The sequence below is a fragment of the Streptomyces sp. NPDC046909 genome (assembly GCF_040644695.1).
Classification (GTDB): Bacteria; Actinomycetota; Actinomycetes; order Streptomycetales; family Streptomycetaceae; genus Streptomyces.
Map to the genome: position 1 here is coordinate 1 of NZ_JBEYXC010000018.1, position 15804 is coordinate 15804.

The 15804-nt window shown below is 70.2% G+C and carries 12 protein-coding genes; 8 read left to right on the plus strand and 4 right to left on the minus strand.

What is annotated here, in order from left to right; translation table 11 throughout:
- Window positions 1-386: 386 nt before the first annotated feature.
- Window positions 387-836 carry a PTS glucose transporter subunit IIA gene (locus tag ABZ928_RS41975; RefSeq protein ID WP_361531273.1) on the plus strand — a complete coding sequence of 150 codons (450 nt, stop codon included), beginning with the start codon at window positions 387-389 and terminating at the stop codon, window positions 834-836.
- Between the two features lie 79 nt (window positions 837-915).
- Window positions 916-2586 (plus strand): phosphoenolpyruvate--protein phosphotransferase, encoded by a 1671-nt coding sequence (ptsP, locus tag ABZ928_RS41980; protein ID WP_361531276.1) that lies wholly within the window; start codon window positions 916-918, stop codon window positions 2584-2586.
- A gap of 70 nt (window positions 2587-2656) precedes the next feature.
- Here the strand turns inward: ptsP and ABZ928_RS41985 are convergent, their stop codons facing one another.
- Window positions 2657-3550 (minus strand): hypothetical protein, encoded by an 894-nt coding sequence (locus tag ABZ928_RS41985; protein WP_361531279.1) that lies wholly within the window; start codon window positions 3548-3550, stop codon window positions 2657-2659.
- Between the two features lie 113 nt (window positions 3551-3663).
- Window positions 3664-5631: an acetoacetate--CoA ligase gene (locus tag ABZ928_RS41990; protein WP_361531282.1), complete on the minus strand. Its 1968-nt coding sequence runs from the start codon at window positions 5629-5631 to the stop codon at window positions 3664-3666.
- Window positions 5632-5844: 213 nt separating this feature from the next.
- On the opposite strand from ABZ928_RS41990, the gene ABZ928_RS41995 reads away from it, so the two are divergent.
- On the plus strand, window positions 5845-8211 hold the full coding sequence (locus tag ABZ928_RS41995) for a glycoside hydrolase family 31 protein (protein WP_361531285.1): 2367 nt from the start codon (window positions 5845-5847) through the stop codon (window positions 8209-8211).
- 1 nt (window position 8212) lies between these two features.
- Here the strand turns inward: ABZ928_RS41995 and ABZ928_RS42000 are convergent, their stop codons facing one another.
- Both ABZ928_RS42000 and ABZ928_RS42005 read right to left on the minus strand, forming a co-directional pair.
- Window positions 8213-8749: an NUDIX domain-containing protein gene (locus ABZ928_RS42000; protein ID WP_361531288.1), complete on the minus strand. Its 537-nt coding sequence runs from the start codon at window positions 8747-8749 to the stop codon at window positions 8213-8215.
- Between the two features lie 53 nt (window positions 8750-8802).
- On the minus strand, window positions 8803-9606 hold the full coding sequence (locus tag ABZ928_RS42005; protein WP_361531291.1) for a M15 family metallopeptidase: 804 nt from the start codon (window positions 9604-9606) through the stop codon (window positions 8803-8805).
- 98 nt (window positions 9607-9704) lie between these two features.
- On the opposite strand from ABZ928_RS42005, the gene ABZ928_RS42010 reads away from it, so the two are divergent.
- From ABZ928_RS42010 to glpK, 5 genes are all read left to right on the plus strand, one after another.
- The gene (locus tag ABZ928_RS42010) at window positions 9705-10133 is read left to right on the plus strand and encodes a zinc ribbon domain-containing protein (RefSeq protein WP_361531915.1); all 429 of its coding nucleotides are present in this window, start codon (window positions 9705-9707) and stop codon (window positions 10131-10133) included.
- On the plus strand, window positions 10130-11320 hold the full coding sequence (locus ABZ928_RS42015; RefSeq protein WP_361531918.1) for a lipid-transfer protein: 1191 nt from the start codon (window positions 10130-10132) through the stop codon (window positions 11318-11320). Before ABZ928_RS42010 ends, ABZ928_RS42015 begins: the two co-directional genes overlap by 4 nt.
- A 123-nt stretch (window positions 11321-11443) precedes the next feature.
- Window positions 11444-13096 carry a GGDEF domain-containing protein gene (locus tag ABZ928_RS42020; RefSeq protein WP_361531294.1) on the plus strand — a complete coding sequence of 551 codons (1653 nt, stop codon included), beginning with the start codon at window positions 11444-11446 and terminating at the stop codon, window positions 13094-13096.
- A gap of 375 nt (window positions 13097-13471) precedes the next feature.
- Entirely contained in the window at window positions 13472-14197 is a 726-nt protein-coding gene (locus ABZ928_RS42025; RefSeq protein ID WP_361531297.1) for an MIP/aquaporin family protein, read from the plus strand.
- A 22-nt stretch (window positions 14198-14219) separates the two neighbouring features.
- On the plus strand, window positions 14220-15731 hold the full coding sequence (glpK, locus tag ABZ928_RS42030) for a glycerol kinase GlpK (RefSeq protein ID WP_361531300.1): 1512 nt from the start codon (window positions 14220-14222) through the stop codon (window positions 15729-15731).
- Window positions 15732-15804 lie beyond the last annotated feature (73 nt).

The following is a 15804-nucleotide window of genomic DNA, read 5'->3' on the forward strand; positions in this document are numbered from 1 at the left end:
AGGAACGGACGCTTCCTTTGTACTCACCCTCTCGGGCTTTCCTCCGGGCTTTTCCCTTCGGTCTTGCGTTTCCGACTCTATCAGACCGTTTCCGGCCCTCTGACCACTCTCCCGCAGGCACACAGAAGGTGACCCCGAGATAGGATCTGACAAGTTTGGTTGCTGCTGAGCAAAGGACGCTTGGGAGCGCCGCTCGGCCTCAAGCAGGAGTACGACTGTACACGCGGCCTCGAAGGGCGTGCAAATCGATTGGACTGGTGGTCTAGACCACTACGCGGTATCTTCCATGCGGAACCGTCAGTTCATATGACATACGCTGCTCACAGTGCGCCCTCCGGGACAGGTAGTGACGGCGCATACCGATCTCCACCCCTGGGAGGCTTCCCATGACCACCGTGACGTCCCCGCTCGCAGGACGCGCCATCGGACTGGCGTCCGTGCCCGATCCGGTCTTCTCCGGGGCCATGGTCGGCCCGGGTACAGCGATCGACCCCGTGCGTGAGGCCTCCGAGGCCGTCGCACCCGTGGACGGAGTCATCGTCTCGCTCCACCCGCACGCCTTCGTCGTCGTCGACGACCAGGGTCACGGCGTGCTCACCCACCTCGGTATCGACACCGTCCAGCTCAACGGCGAAGGCTTCGAGCTGCTCGTGAACAAGGGCGACACCGTGACGCGCGGTCAGGGCATCGTGCGCTGGGACCCGGCCGCCGTGGAGGCCGCCGGCAAGTCCCCCGTCTGCCCGATCGTGGCGCTCGAAGCCACCGCCGAGGCGCTCTCCGAACTGCGTGACGACGGCGACGTGAAGGCCGGCGACAGTCTCTTCCTCTGGAAGTGACATCGAGTCCGTCGTATGACGGCAAGTAGTGGCAACCAACGCGGCGGCGTCACCCGCCGCACTATCGGAGACGGGTGAGATGGAGACAACGCTGCGAGGCGTCGGCGTGAGCCACGGTGTGGCGATCGGCGAGGTTCGGCACATGGGAACGGCGGTCCTCGAGCCGCCGGCCAAGCAGATTCCGGCCGAGGACGCGGAGCGTGAGCAGGGGCGCGCCCGTCAGGCCGTGGAGGCTGTGGCGGCCGACCTGATTGCGCGCGGCAATCTGGCGGGGGGCGAGGCCCAGGCCGTACTCGAGGCGCAGGCATTGATGGCCCAGGACCCCGAGCTGATGGCGGACGTGGATCGGCGTATCGCCGTGGGCAGCACGGCCGAGCGTGCGGTGTACGACGCGTTCGCCGCGTATCGCGAGCTGCTGGCGGGTGCCGGCGAGTATCTCGCCGGGCGCGTGGCCGACCTGGACGATGTGCGGAACCGTATCGTCGCTCGTCTGCTCGGGGTGCCCATGCCGGGTGTGCCGGACAGTGACGAGCCCTATGTCCTGGTGGCGCGTGACCTCGCTCCCGCCGACACGGCTCTGCTGGATCCCACTCTGGTGCTCGGCTTCGTCACCGAGGAGGGCGGGCCGACCAGCCACAGCGCGATTCTGGCGCGGGCGCTCGGCGTTCCTGCCGTGGTGGCGCTGCCCGGTGCCGGTGAGCTGGCCGAGGGCACTGTGATCGCTGTCGACGGCAGCACCGGCGACATCTTCGTGAATCCGAGCGAGGAGAAGAAGACGCAGCTGGAGGCCGCCGCCGCGGAGCGCAAGGCCGCGCTCTCGGCGTCGACCGGACCGGGTGCCACGGCGGACGGCCACAAGGTGCCGCTGCTCGCCAACGTCGGAGGTCCCGCGGACGTTCCGGCCGCTGTCGAGGCCGGTGCCGAGGGTGTCGGGCTGTTCCGTACCGAGTTCCTCTTCCTCGACGACAGCAAGAACGCTCCTTCCGAGGAGAAGCAGATCGAGGCCTATCGTCAGGTTCTTGAGGCGTTCCCCGAGGGTCGTGTCGTCGTACGTGTGCTGGACGCGGGTGCGGACAAGCCGCTCGACTTCCTGACGCCGGGTGACGAGCCGAACCCGGCACTGGGTGTGCGGGGTCTGCGGACGTTGCTCGACCACCCTGAGGTGCTGCGTACGCAGCTGACCGCTCTGGCGAAGGCCGCTGAGGGGCTGCCGGTCTACCTTGAGGTCATGGCGCCGATGGTGGCGGACCGTACGGATGCCAAGGCGTTCGCCGACGCGTGCCGTGAGGCTGGGCTGCGGGCGAAGTTCGGCGCGATGGTGGAGATTCCGTCGGCCGCGCTGCGGGCGCGCTCGATTCTGCAGGAGGTCGAGTTCCTGTCGCTGGGGACGAACGATCTCGCGCAGTACACCTTCGCCGCGGACCGTCAGGTGGGTGCGGTGTCCCGTCTGCAGGATCCTTGGCAGCCGGCGCTGCTCGACCTGGTCGCGCTGTCCGCCGAGGCGGCGAAGGCCGAGGGCAAGAGCTGCGGTGTCTGTGGTGAGGCCGCGTCCGATCCCGTTCTGGCGTGTGTGCTGACCGGTCTGGGTGTCACCTCCCTGTCCATGGGCGCGGCGTCGATTCCTTATGTGCGGGCGACGCTGGCGAAGTACACGCTGGCGCAGTGCGAGCGTGCCGCTGCGGCCGCCCGGGCGGCGGACAGTGCCGATGAGGCGCGCAGTGCCGCTCAGGCGGTGCTGTCCGGCGAGTAGTCGGGCCGCTTCGGTCGTCGGTGCTTCTTGAGGGGCGCTCCACCTTCGGGTGGGGCGCCCCTTTCCGTGCTCAGTGGCGGTGACCGTGGGTGGGGCCGGTCGGTCCGAGGTCGGGCGGGACGCAGTAGTCGACGTCCGATTCCGGTGAGATGAGGTCTCCGGATTCGATGTCGGTGCAGTAGGCGTCGAAGACCTCGCCGGCGGTGAGGGGTTCGAGTCCTTCTCCGCGGAGCCGCCAGCCGTAGATGCGGTCAGTGGTTCCTGGAGTGCTGGTCCGCATGACGAGCCCGCCGGGGCTGTGGGTCGCGAGGCCGAGGGCCAGGACCGTGGTGAATTCGAGGGCTTCCGCCTCGTCGAGTTGTGTGGCGCCGTCGGCGCCGATGTCGGCGTGCAGCACGGATGTGAGTGGTTCCGGCGTCACCGTGACGCTGCAGACGAGGTGTCGATCGCCCGGATGGGACGTATCGAGGATGCGGACCAGGAAGTCCGAGGCACGGGTGAAGGCTGCTCGGCCGATGTCCTCACCGCAGGAGGCGCAGGCGCCGAGGCGGGCCAGGAGTGTGGAGGCGTACTCCCAGGTGGCTTGGCGGACGGCTTCGTCGATCAGGTCGGGGACGAGTTCCGCCAAGGGGCGCCCGTCGTAGGGAAGGGACGGGCCCGTGGTCGCGAGTTCGGCGGTGAAGCGGGTGCGGCTGGACGGAATGTCGGGGTCCAGGCCGGTGTCCGCGCAGTAGTCGGCGTACTCCTGTGGGTCGAAGAGGGCGACCGCGGTGTGGGTGCCCTGGGAGGCGCGTGTTTTGAGGAGTGCCTCCACCTGTTGGAGATACAGGGTGTGGTCGTCGAAGGTGAAGCTGCGGTAGCGCCGCATGGTCCGGAAGTCGTGCTCGTCGGTGAGCAGGCCGATGGTTCCGGCGATTTCGCGGCGCAGGACGCGTCGCATCGTCTGGTCGTCGGTGTGCGCCATGTTTTCCCCCTGTGCGCAGTCGATCAATGCTCACTCACAGTAACCGGCGGCACTGACAACGGGGGTGGGAGGCGGGCGCCGCCGCCGACCCGATGAGTCGGCGGCGGTGTCGGTCAGGCGCGTTTGCGGGCGAGGTCCTCGTAGAAGTGGAGGAGGTCGAGGTTGTCGATGGAGCCCGGGTTGACGGCCTTGTCCAGCGGGGTGCCCTGGAGGAGGCGCTTGACGGGGACCTCGATGCGCTTGCCGGTGAGGGTGTGAGGGATGCCGGGTACTTCGATGATCTCGTCAGGGATGTGCCGTGGGGAGAGCTGTTCGCGGATGGTCTGCTTGATGCGGCCGAGGAGGGCCTCGTCCAGCGTGGCTCCTGGGACCAGGTGCACGAAGAGGGGCATCCAGTAGCCGCCGTCGGGCTGTTCGATGCCGATGACGAGGGATTCCTGAATCTCGGGGAGGCGCTCGACGGCTTCGTAGATGTCGGCCGAGCCCATGCGTACGCCCTGCCGGTTGAGCGTCGAGTCGGAGCGGCCGTGGATGACGACGGAGCCGCGGGAGGTGACGGTGATCCAGTCGCCGTGGCGCCATACGCCGGGGTAGGTGTCGAAGTAGCTGTCGTGGTAGCGGCTGCCGTCGGGGTCGTTCCAGAAGTGGATCGGCATCGACGGCATGGGGTTGGTGACCACGAGTTCGCCGACCTCGTCGATGAGGGGCTTGCCGCTGGGGTCCCAGGACTGGAGATCGGTGCCGAGGCCTGGGGCCTGGAGTTCGCCGATGTGGACCGGGAGGGTGGGTACGGCGCCGGCGAAGCAGGAGCAGACGTCGGTGCCGCCGCTGACGGAGGCGATCCAGAGGTTGTCGCGGACCTCGTCGTGCAGCCAGCGGAATCCGTCGGGTGGCAGGGGTGAGCCGGTGGTGGCCACGCACTGGACCGAGCTGAGGTCGAAGTCGCGGCCTGGGTGCACGCCTGCTTTGCGGCACGCCATGACGTACGCGGCCGAGGTGCCGTAGAGGGTGGCCCGGGTGCGTTCGGCGATGCGCCATTGGGCGCCGGTGTCCGGATAGCCGGGGCTGCCGTCGTAGAGGACGATCGTGGTGCCGGTCAGGAGGCCGGAGACGAGGAAGTTCCACATCATCCAGCCGGTCGACGTATACCAGAAGAAGCGGTCCTCGGGGCCGAGGTCGCAGTGCAGGCCGAGTTGCTTGAGGTGCTCGACGAGGATGCCGCCCTGGGACTGGACGATGGCCTTGGGGAGGCCGGTGGTGCCGGAGGAGTAGAGCACCCAGAGGGGGTGGTCGAAGGGCACCTGTTCGAAGGTGGGTGTCACGTCGGCGCTCGTCAGGGCCGCCCATTCCAGGGCGCCTTCCGGGGCCTCGGTGCCGAGGAGCGGGATGTGGACGACGGCGCGCAGGGTGGGCAGTTCGCGGCGGAGTTCGGCGACCGTGTCGCGGCGGTCGTGTTCCTTGCCGCCGTAGCGGTAGCCGTCGACGGTGAACAGGAGGACGGGTTCGACCTGCTGGAAGCGGTCGAGGACGCTGCGGGCGCCGAAGTCGGGGGCGCAGGAGGTCCATACGCCGCCCACCGCGGCGGTGGCGAGGAGGGCGACGACGGCTTGCGGGATGTTGGGGAGGTAGCCGCTGACGCGGTCGCCGGGGCGTACGCCGAGGGTGCGGAGTTCGGCGGCGAGGGAGCCGACCTGGCGGCGGAGTTCGGACCAGGTGACGGGGCGGGGCTCGTGGGTCTCGTCGACGTACAGGAGGGCCGGCTCGTCCGCGCGGGTGGTGGCCGCGCGCAGGGCGTGTTCGGCGTAGTTCAGGGTCGCTCCGGGGAACCACTGGGCGCCGGGCATGGAGCGGTCGCCGAGTACGCGCGCGTAGGGGGTCGAGAAGCGTACGTCGAACCATTCCGTGACGGCTTTCCAGAAGGTGTCCAGCTCATCGACGGACCAGCGGTGCAGGGCGGGGTAGCCGCCTTCGGACGGAGCGCCGTGGTGCTCGGCGGCCCAGGTCTGGAACCTGGTGACCTGCGCCTGGGCGATGCGTTCCGGATCTGGCTGCCAGAGCGGCTGGGGGTTCACGGTCGACATGGGGCGGCTCCCGGACTGTGCGCGTCGTGTGCGTCTTCCGCGCACGGGCTGGGGTGTGCGCGCGACGCGGATGACACGGACGATGCCATGTGATCGACTTCCACACCAGGGTGCGCCCCACATAGTCCGTGTCGTGAAGATGTGGTCCCGGCACGGGTGAACGGCAGTTGAACGACACGCGCGTGTGGGGCGGTCAGTGGCAGGGTGAGCAGCATGAACGGTCGTGACCTGGTGCGTTCGATAAAGGTGGTCGGTTCGACGGGGGCGGCCCAGGGGTTGCGTACCGTACGGGCTTCGTGGCGGATGCGGCGTGTCGATGCCGCCGGGCTGCCGCCGCGGGTGCCCGAGCGGGCTCGGGTGCCCGGGCCGGTGCAGGGGGCTGAGCCGGGGCCCGGTGGTGGGATCGTCCGCTTCAGCCGTTCCGAGCTGCGGATCACCGTTGCCGTGAACGGGGCGGTGTTCTGGGGCTGGGACGGTGCAGGTCCCGAGCCGTCGTACGCGCTGGCGGGGCGTTGCCCCGAGCCGGATCCCCGGGCGGTGCTGGAGCCGGACAAGGACGGCGGCTGGCGGGTGGTGGCCGAGCGGGCGACGATCGTCGTCTCGCGGCACGGCGCGATCGAGGTGCGGACGCCGGGTGGGGTGACCGTGCGGCGGGATCTGCCGCCGCGGTGGTGGGAGCCGACGGGGGGCGGGACGGCGCGCTGGATGCAGCGTTCGGAAGTGTCCGCGGACGCGCGGTTCTTCGGGCTCGGCGGGCGCGCTTCGGGCCCCCGGCTGCGTGAGGGGACGTACCGGCTGTGGAACACGGATCCGCGCCGTTCCTTCGGTCCTGGCGACGATCCGCTGTACATCACGATGCCGCTGCAGCTCGTGGTGGCCGACGCGGCCACGCATCTGGCGTTCCACGACACCTCGTGGGACGGCACGGTGACGTTGCGGGAGGGTGAGGAGGGGGCCGGTTCCGGGCATGACCGGGCCGGTACGTGCGAGCTGCGGATGTCCGGTGGTCCGTTGCGCTGCTGGGTGGTGGTGGGCACCCCCGCGCGCGTGCTGCTCGCCTGGGCCTCGCTCACCGGTGCGCCCGCGCTGCCTCCCGCATGGGCTCTGGGGCACCATCACGCGCGGTGGGGTTTCGGGAGCGAGCAGGAGGTGCGGCGGATCGTCTCGGGGTACCAGGAGCGCGGTCTGCCGCTCGACGCCGTCCATCTGGACATCGACCACTATGACGAGCACCAGGTGTTCACCGTCGACCAGGAGCGCTTCCCCAAGCTGCCCCAGCTGGCCGAAGATCTGAGGCGGGACGGGATCCGGCTGGTGTCGATCGTCGACCCCGCCGTCAAGGCCGCGCCGGGCAATGCCGTGTACGACAGCGGGGCCGCCGAGGACGCGTTCGTGCGGGACGGCTCGGGGCGGCAGGTCCGGGGGGTGGCCTGGCCCGGTGAGTCGGTCTTCCCGGACTTCACGCACGCGCGCGTACGGGAGTGGTGGGGCCGGCTCTACGAGGAACGGCTCGCTCAGGGGTTCGCGGGTTTCTGGCACGACATGAACGAGCCGACGTCGTTCGCCGCGTTCGGGGAGTCGACGTTGCCGCGTTCGGCACGGCACTCCCTGGAGGGGCGTGGCGGCGACCATCGCGAGGTGCACAACGTGTATGCGCTGGGCATGGCCCGGGCGGCCTACGAGGGGGTGCGGGAACTGGCTCCCCGGGAGCGGCCGTTCGTGTTCTCGCGCTCCGGGTGGGCCGGTATGCAGCGCTACGGGGGCACGTGGTCCGGTGACGTCGCCACAGGCTGGCCGGGGCTTCGGGCGTCGTTGTCGCTGGTGATGGGGCTCGGGTTGTGCGGGGTCCCCTATTCGGGGCCTGACGTGGGCGGTTTCGACGGGAGTCCGTCGCCCGAGCTGTATCTGCGCTGGTTCCAGCTGGGGGCGTATCTGCCGCTGTTCCGTACGCACGCGAGTCTGCGGGCGGGGCGCCGGGAGCCCTGGGAGTTCGGGGCCGACGTACTGGAGCACGCGCGCGTGGCGCTCGTGGAACGTCGGCGGCTCGCGCCGTACTTCATGACGCTGGCGCATCTGGCGCGGCGTACCGGAGCGCCGTATGTGCGGCCGTTGTGGTGGGGGGCGCCGGAGGACCGGGCGCTGCGTGACTGTGAGGACGCGTTTCTGCTGGGTGACGGGTTGTTGGTGGCGCCGGTGCTGGATCCGGGGGCGGACCGGCGTGCGGTGCAGCTGCCGCGGGGGCGCTGGTACGACACGGTGACGGAGCGGACGTACCAGGGGCCGGGGCAGATCCTCGTGGACGCCCCTCTGTCGCGGATTCCGGTGCTCGCGCGCGCGGGTGCGGTCGTTCCCGTGCGCGGGGCGGACGGCGGGCTGGAGCTGGAGGTGTGGGCGCCGGCTCGGGGGCGGACCGGCGGGGGGCTGGTCGTGCCGGACGCGGGTGACGGGTGGGACGAGCCCGAGATCGAGCGTTACGTGGCGCGTTGGCGGGGCGCGCGGGTGGTCGTGGAGCAGGAGGGTGAGGACGGCGTGAGCACGCCGCCTCACCCGGTGCGGGTACGGGGACTCGGGGAGCGCTAGCTCAGACGTACCGGCCCTCGAACCATGCCTTCACGGCGCGTGTGTGCAGGGGGAAGGCGAGTTCCTCGGGCCTGCGCAGGAGGTGCCAGCCCTCCGTCTCGTCCGTCGCGGCGGAGGTGGGCAGGCCGTCGGCGGGGCGTTCCGGCAGGGAGCCGAAGAGCAGGAGGTGGCCGTCGGGGGAGCTCATGGCGTCGACGAGGCGTACGTCGCGGGCCTCCGCGTCGATGCCCGTCTCCTCCTTGAGTTCACGGACGACGGCCTGGCGCCAGTCCTCGCGGTCGTCGATGTAACCGCCGGGCAACGCGACGCCCCCGCGCGCGGGGGCCACGGTTCGGGTGATGACGACGAGGGCGGTGCCCTTGGTGTCGTACACCGGCTGGAGTGCCACCGCGACGGGCAGCGGGTTGCGGTAGGCCACGCCGCCGCAGGTGCGGCAGGTGCGGGGCCAGCCGGAGACGCCCTCTCCGTAGGGCGCTCCGCAGCTCGAACAGTGGGAGTCGGGCGCGGAGTTGGGGGTGGAGGCTTGAGTTTCGGACACGCGGCGGACTGTATCCGATCAACGGAGGGGCGTCTTCCGGGGGTTGCCCGGTGTTAGCTCCTGAGGGACTTCCAGGACACCGGGAAGTCGAAGTAGGTGTCCGGGTAGGGCTCGGGCTTGAAGGTGTAGTGCCACCATTCCTCGGCCAGGTTCACGAAGCCGAGGTCCTCCAGGGTGCCCTTGAGGAGGAGCCGGTTGGCGCGCTGTTCGCCCTGGATGCGGGGGTCGAGGGTGTGCGCGAGGGTGTCGAAGCAGTCGAATCCGGTGCCCATGTCGACGGAGTTGTCGGGGAAGCGGACGCTCTGCGGTTCGTAGCAGGGTACGAGGGTCTCTCCGGGGTGGTACGGGCGCGTGGGCCGTGCGGGGAGCTTCACGATGGTGAGGTCCATCGTCGAGCCGCGGCTGTGGCCGGATTTCTCCGCGATGTAACCGTCCGCGAAGAGGCGGGTCTTGTCGACGTTCGGGTAGAACTCGCCCTTCATGGTCTGGTCGTCGAGGTCCTCGGCCCAGCGGACGAAGTGGTCCACGGCGCGCTGGGGGCGGTAACAGTCGTAGACCTTGAGGGTGTAGCCCTGTCGCAGCAGCTGTGTCTGGGCCTCGTGGAGCGCTTCGGCGGCGGGGCGGGTGAGGATGCACAGGGGCTGCGCGTAGCCGTCGATGCGCTCGCCGACGAAGTTGTGCGGGGTGAAGTAGCGCATCTCCTGGATGATCGTGGGGTCCACGGTTCTCAGCGCCACGAAGTCGTTCGGCGCGGTGGGATCCGGTGTCGCCCGGGCGGTGGTGGCGGCCGCGGTCACGGTGAGCATGGCGGCAAGGGTGGTGACCAAGGCTCGTACCGCGCTGGAGAGTCGTGTCATGCCTCTGCCTCTGCCCATCTTCCGCCTCCCGTGACACACTTCTGACGTTCCGTCAGATCCTATGTCCGGGAGGAACTGTGTCACGCGCGCGTACGCCCGTGGTGGCAGGTTGGTTCGCCGGTGACGGGGACGGCTTCCATCTCCTCGGCACCCGCTGTTCGGCCTGCGCCTCGGTCTTCTTCCCCCGTGAGGACTTCCACTGCCGCAATCCCGGGTGTCCCGGTGACGAACTGGAGGAGGTAGCGCTGTCGCGGCGCGGCCGGGTGTGGTCGTACACCGACAGCCGGTACAAACCTCCGTCACCCTATGTGACCGATCCGGAACTTCCGTGGGAGCCGTACACGTTGATCGCTGTGGAGCTGGAGTCCGAGCGGATCGTCGTGCTGGGGCAGGGGGCTCCGGGGCTCACCGTCGCGGATCTGGCGGTGGGTATGGAGGTGGAGGTCGTTCCCGGTGTGCTCCATGAGGACGCGGAGACGGTGTGGACGACCTGGCGGTGGCGGCCGACGACGGGGGTGACGGCATGACGGGTGAGGTGGCGGTGCTCGGTGCGGGCATGCACCCGTGGGGCAAATGGGGGCGCGGTTTCGTCGAGTACGGGGTGGCGGCGGCTCGCGCGGCGCTCGCGGACGCGGGCGTCGAGTGGCGGGAGGTCGGTTCGATCGTCGGGGCGGACACGGTGCGTGGCGGCTATCCGGGGTATGTGGCCGGGGCGGCGTTCGCAAAGGCACTGGGCTGGCAGGGGGCCCGGGTCAGCAGCGTGTACGCGGCGTGCGCGTCGGGGGCGCAGGCCGTCAGCACCGCGCGGGCGCAGATACTGTCGGGGCTCGCGGACGTGGTGCTCGTGGTGGGGGCCGACGCGGCGCCCAAGGGGTTCTTCCGGCCGGCAGGGGGCGATCGGCCGGACGATCCGGACTGGCAGCGGTTCCGGGTGCTGGGGGCGACCAATCCGACGTACTTCGGGCTGTACGCACGTAGGCGCATGGCCGTGCACGGGGACACTCCTGAGGACTTCGCGCAGGTCAAGGTGAAGAACTCCGCCATGGGCGCGCTGAATCCCCATGCGCGCTACCGCAGGCGGGTCACCGTCGAGGAGGTCGCCGCCTCGGCAGTGGTCGCCGATCCGCTGCGGCTGCTCGACATCTGCGCGACCTCGGACGGCGGAGCCGCCCTGGTGCTGTCCAGCATGGAGTTCGCGCGGCGGCACGGGGCGCCGGAGCCGGTGCGGATCCGGGCGGTGTCGACGGTGACGCCCTGCTACCCCAACACGGTGCTGGATCTGCCCGACATCGCCACCGACTCCGCGGTGGCGGCCGGGCCCGGCGACGAGACGTTCCGGGAGTCGATAGCCCGGGCCGCCTACGAGGAGGCCGGGGTCGGTCCCGAGGATCTCTCCCTCGCCGAGGTCTACGACCTGTCCACCGCGCTGGAGTTGCAGTGGTACGAGGATCTGGGGCTGTGCGGGGAAGGCGAGGGGGCGAAGCTGCTGCGGGAGGGTGCGACGGGCCTCGGCGGGCGCATACCGGTGAACGTGAGCGGCGGGCTGGCGTCCTTCGGGGAAGCCGTGCCGGCGCAGGCCATCGCCCAGGTGTGCGAGCTGACCTGGCAGTTGCGGGGTGGCGCCGGCGACCGGCAGGTGGCCGGCGCGCGCGTGGGGATCTCGGCGAACCAGGGGCTGTTCGGGCACGGGTCGGCGGTGGTCGCCGTGCGGTGAGCGGCGTCGGGCACGCGGGAGGGGGCAAGGGCTTTCCCGTACGCTCCGTGATCACCCCGGAATCCTGCGTGAACGTCTCATGAACTGCGCTCCGGCGTGCGCCAGCGGCGCCATCATGCTCCCGTGCACTCCTGGACGGATACTCTCCGCTTCGCCTTCCAACCGGTGGTCAATCTGACGACCGGAGGGGTCGCCGCGCTGGAGATACTCGCCCGACCGGAGGCCGGTGACATCCTGGCCGAGGCCCGTCGCGATCCCGAACTCGACGGCAGGCTGGCCGTGTTGGCGGTCCGGGCGGCGGCCCGCAAGGAGACGCTGCTGCCGCTGCACGTCAATGTGTTCGCCGGCACCCTCGCCGATCTCGGCGGGCTCACCCCGCTGCACGCCGCGGTGCGCGAGGCGGGCCGGCTGCCGTGGGAGGTGACGATCGACATCGGGCCGCCCTACACGCATGTGCCGCAGCAGGCCTTGCTGGAGGCGGTGGGTGCGCTGCGGGCCCAGGGGTTCCGGATCAGCGCGGACGGCGTGGGCGACGGCGACGCACCGCTGCGGCTGCTCACCGACATGGCACCCGACCTGGTGAAACTCGACGCGTCGCTGCTGACCCGGCCCTCGGCGGTGCGGGCGATGCGGACGCTCTGCGACCAGCTGGGGGCGCTGCTGTCGGTCGAGGGCGTGGAGACGGAACTGCAGTGCGCGGCCGCGGAGTCGGCGGGCGCGCAGCTGGCACAGGGCATGCTGTTCGCCCCGCCGGCCCGGCTGCCCGCCGCGGACGTATACCTTCCGCCCCGCTCCCCCGGTGCCGCCGCACCACCGTGGTCGGGGCCCTCGGTACGGGAGTTCGTACGGCCCGCCGCACTCCTGCCCGCCACCGCCTCCGCGGGCCAGGTGCGGGCGCTGCTCACCGGATCGCCGGAGGTGTCGGGCGTGCTGCTCGTGGACGCGCACGGAGTACCGGTCCGCTCGGTGCACCGCTCCCGCTTCCTGCTGTCGATGTCCGGCCGCTACGGCCACGCCCTCTACGCCGACCGGCCCGCCGCCAAGCTGGGCGATCCACCGCGCACTGTGGGCGTCGACGCCACTGCCTGGCAGGTCCTGGACGTGGTCGCGGTCGGCGGCCGGGACCGTACGTCGGACGACGTGGCCGTCGTCGACCGGTACGGGCGGTGCGTGGGCGTCGTACGCCTCGCGGACCTCGTACGGGCGCTCGCCGAGACCCGGGTCGAGGAGGCCGCGGGGCTCAATCCGCTGACGCGGCTGCCCGGTTCGGACTCGATCACCGGTGAGGTGGACCGGCGGATCGCCGACGGGTGGACGTTCGCGCTGAGTTGGCTGGACGTGGACCACTTCAAGCAGGTCAACGACGGGGCCGGTTTCGCCGCGGGCGACGAGCTGATCCGGTCGGTGGGGCGGGCGTTGCAGCAATCGGCGTCCGGGAACACCCGGGTGGGCCACATCGGCGGGGACGACTTCCTGGTCCTGGCCGATCCGGAGGGGCTCGATCCGTTGGCCGCCTCGGTGCTGGACGCGTCCTGGTCGGCGGGCGGGCGTCCGGTGTCGCTGTCCCTGGCCACGATTGTGTGCCTGCCCGGCAGCGTCACGAACCACCGGCAGGCTGCCGCCTGTCTGGCGCCGCTGAAGAAGGCCGCGAAGTCGATCGGCGGGGCGAGTTGGGTGCTCGGCCGTGCGGGGCTGCCCGGACACGAGGTGCGCCGCGGTACGGAGACCTCCGCCGCCCCGGCCGGGTGCGGGGTGGTGGAGCCGGGGCGGAGCTGAGCGGTTCGCCCACGGGGGCACCGCCGCCCGCTGCGCCTGTTCGCCGTACGGCTCGGTACCCGGCCGACCTGAGGCGCTTCTACGTGCCGCCAACCGTTGCCGTCCGCGTCCTTGACGCCCCCTGGACACCGGTGAACACTTCCGGTGTCAGTCGACATCGTCGTACATTCACGGCGTATCCACGCACTGCGCCGCGCGGGCCCACCGGAGTCAAGGTCCGTTCCCCCACGGGCGATTCGGCTGCTACGGCAACGCTCGTCACGGACGCCGGGCGGGGCGCGGGACCTCCCTGTCCTCGGCTGAAGTCGCCATGGGAAACGCACCCTGCACGGAGGACCGGGGTCGATCACCCCGGGCCGGGGCCAAGGAGCCGCCATGAGCAACGGAGACGTATTTCTCGGTGAGATCATCGGTACCGCGATTCTGATCCTCTTCGGCGCGGGAGTGGTCGCCGCCGTCGTACTGAACTACTCGAAGGCCAAGGACGCGGGCTGGGTCGTCATCGCGTTCGGATGGGGCTTCGGCGTACTGGCCGGGGCCTACACCGCAGCACCGCTGTCCGGGGGCCATCTCAACCCCGCGGTCACGATCGGGATCGCCATCGACACGGGTGACTGGGACCAGGTTCCCTACTACCTCGCCGGACAGATGGTGGGCGCGATCCTCGGCGCGGTGCTGTGCTGGCTGGTCTACTTCGCCCAGTTCCAGGCCAACGCCGAGGAGGACAAGGCGCAGCCGACGCTGGGGATCTTCTCGACCGCGCCCGCGATCCGCAATCCGGTGGCGAACCTCATCACGGAGATCATCGCGACTGTCGGACTGGTGCTGCCGATCCTCGCCTTCGGTCTGACCGAGGGCCTCGGTACGTCGGGCACCACGGTCCTGATCGTCTCGTTCCTGGTGGTCGGCATCGGTCTGTCGCTCGGCGGTCCCACGGGATACGCCATCAACCCGGCCCGTGACCTGGGCCCGCGCATCACCCACGCCTTGCTCCCGATCCCCAACAAGGGCACGTCGGACTGGGGTTACGCGTGGATCCCGGTGGTGGGGCCGCTGATCGGCGGAGCGCTGTCCGGGCTCATCTTCAACGCAGCGTTCTGAAGCATCCGACGAAGGGGACGTCATGACGGACAAGTTCGTCGCCGCGATTGACCAGGGCACCACCTCCAGCCGTTGCATCATCTTCAACCAGGACGGCGCGATCGTCGCCGTCGACCAGCGTGAGCACCGGCAGATCTTCCCCAAGCCCGGCTGGGTGGAGCACGACGCCACCGAGATCTGGTCCAAGGTGCAGGCGGTGGTGGCCGGGGCGATCGCCAAGGCCGGGCTGCGCGCCGACCAGTTGAGCGCGCTCGGCATCACCAATCAGCGCGAGACGACCGTCCTGTGGGACCGCGCCACGGGCAAGCCCGTGCACAACGCGATCGTGTGGCAGGACACCCGGACCGCGGCACTGACCAACCAGCTCGGCGGCTCGGACGGGCAGGATCGTTTCCGTGAGCAGACGGGGCTGCCGCTGGCCACGTACTTCTCCGGTCCGAAGGCGACCTGGCTGCTCGACAACGTGCCGGGATTGCGTGCGCGTGCCGAGAACGGCGAGATCGCCTTCGGCACGATCGACTCCTGGCTGATCTGGAACCTCACCGGCGGCACGGACGGCGGACAGCACGTCACGGATGTGACGAACGCCGGCCGCACCATGCTGATGAACCTGGAGACCCTCCAGTGGGATCAGTCCATCCTCTCCGCGATGAACATCCCCGACACCGTGCTCCCGGAGATCAGGTCATCGGCCGAGGTGTACGGCACCGCCGTCGGTCAACTCGCCGGTGTGCCGGTCGCGTCGGCGCTGGGCGACCAGCAGGCGGCCGTGTTCGGGCAGGCCTGCTACGACGTGGGCACCGCGAAGAACACGTACGGGACGGGCAGTTTCCTGCTGCTCAACACTGGAAACCGGCCGGTGCCTTCGAAGAGCGGACTGCTGACGACGATGGGCTACAAGATCGGGAGTGAGGCGCCGGTCTACTGCCTGGAGGGGTCAATTGCCATAACGGGCGCGCTCGTCCAGTGGTTCCGCGATCAGCTCGGCATCATCCGCACCGCCGACGAGATCGAGTCCCTGGCGGCGAGCGTCGACGACAACGGCGGCGCCTACATCGTGCCCGCGTTCTCCGGTCTGTTCGCGCCCTATTGGCGTTCCGACGCGCGCGGTGTCGTCACCGGGCTCACGCGGTACGTCACGAAGGCGCATCTCGCGCGCGCGGTGCTGGAGGCGACGAGCTGGCAGACGCGCGAGGTCGTGGACGCGATGTTCCAGGACTCCGGGGTGCACATCACCACCCTGAAGGTGGACGGCGGCATGACCAAGAACAACCTGCTGATGCAGCACCAGGCCGATGTCCTCGACGTGCCGGTGGTCCGCCCCAAGGTCTCCGAGACGACCTGCCTGGGCGCCGCCTACGCGGCCGGTCTCGCCACGGGTGTGTGGAACGACCTCGACGAGCTGAAGTCGCACTGGCAGAAGGACGTCGAGTGGACCCCCGCCATGGAGTCCTCGGTGCGCGACCGTGAGTACCACAACTGGCGCAAGGCCGTGGAGAAGAGCTTCGGCTGGCAGGAGGACGGGGAGAACTAGCGGCACGCGTGCGTGCGTTCCCGTGAACCGCACGCACGCGTGGCGCTGCGAAACGCGGCCCGTACCCCGGTCG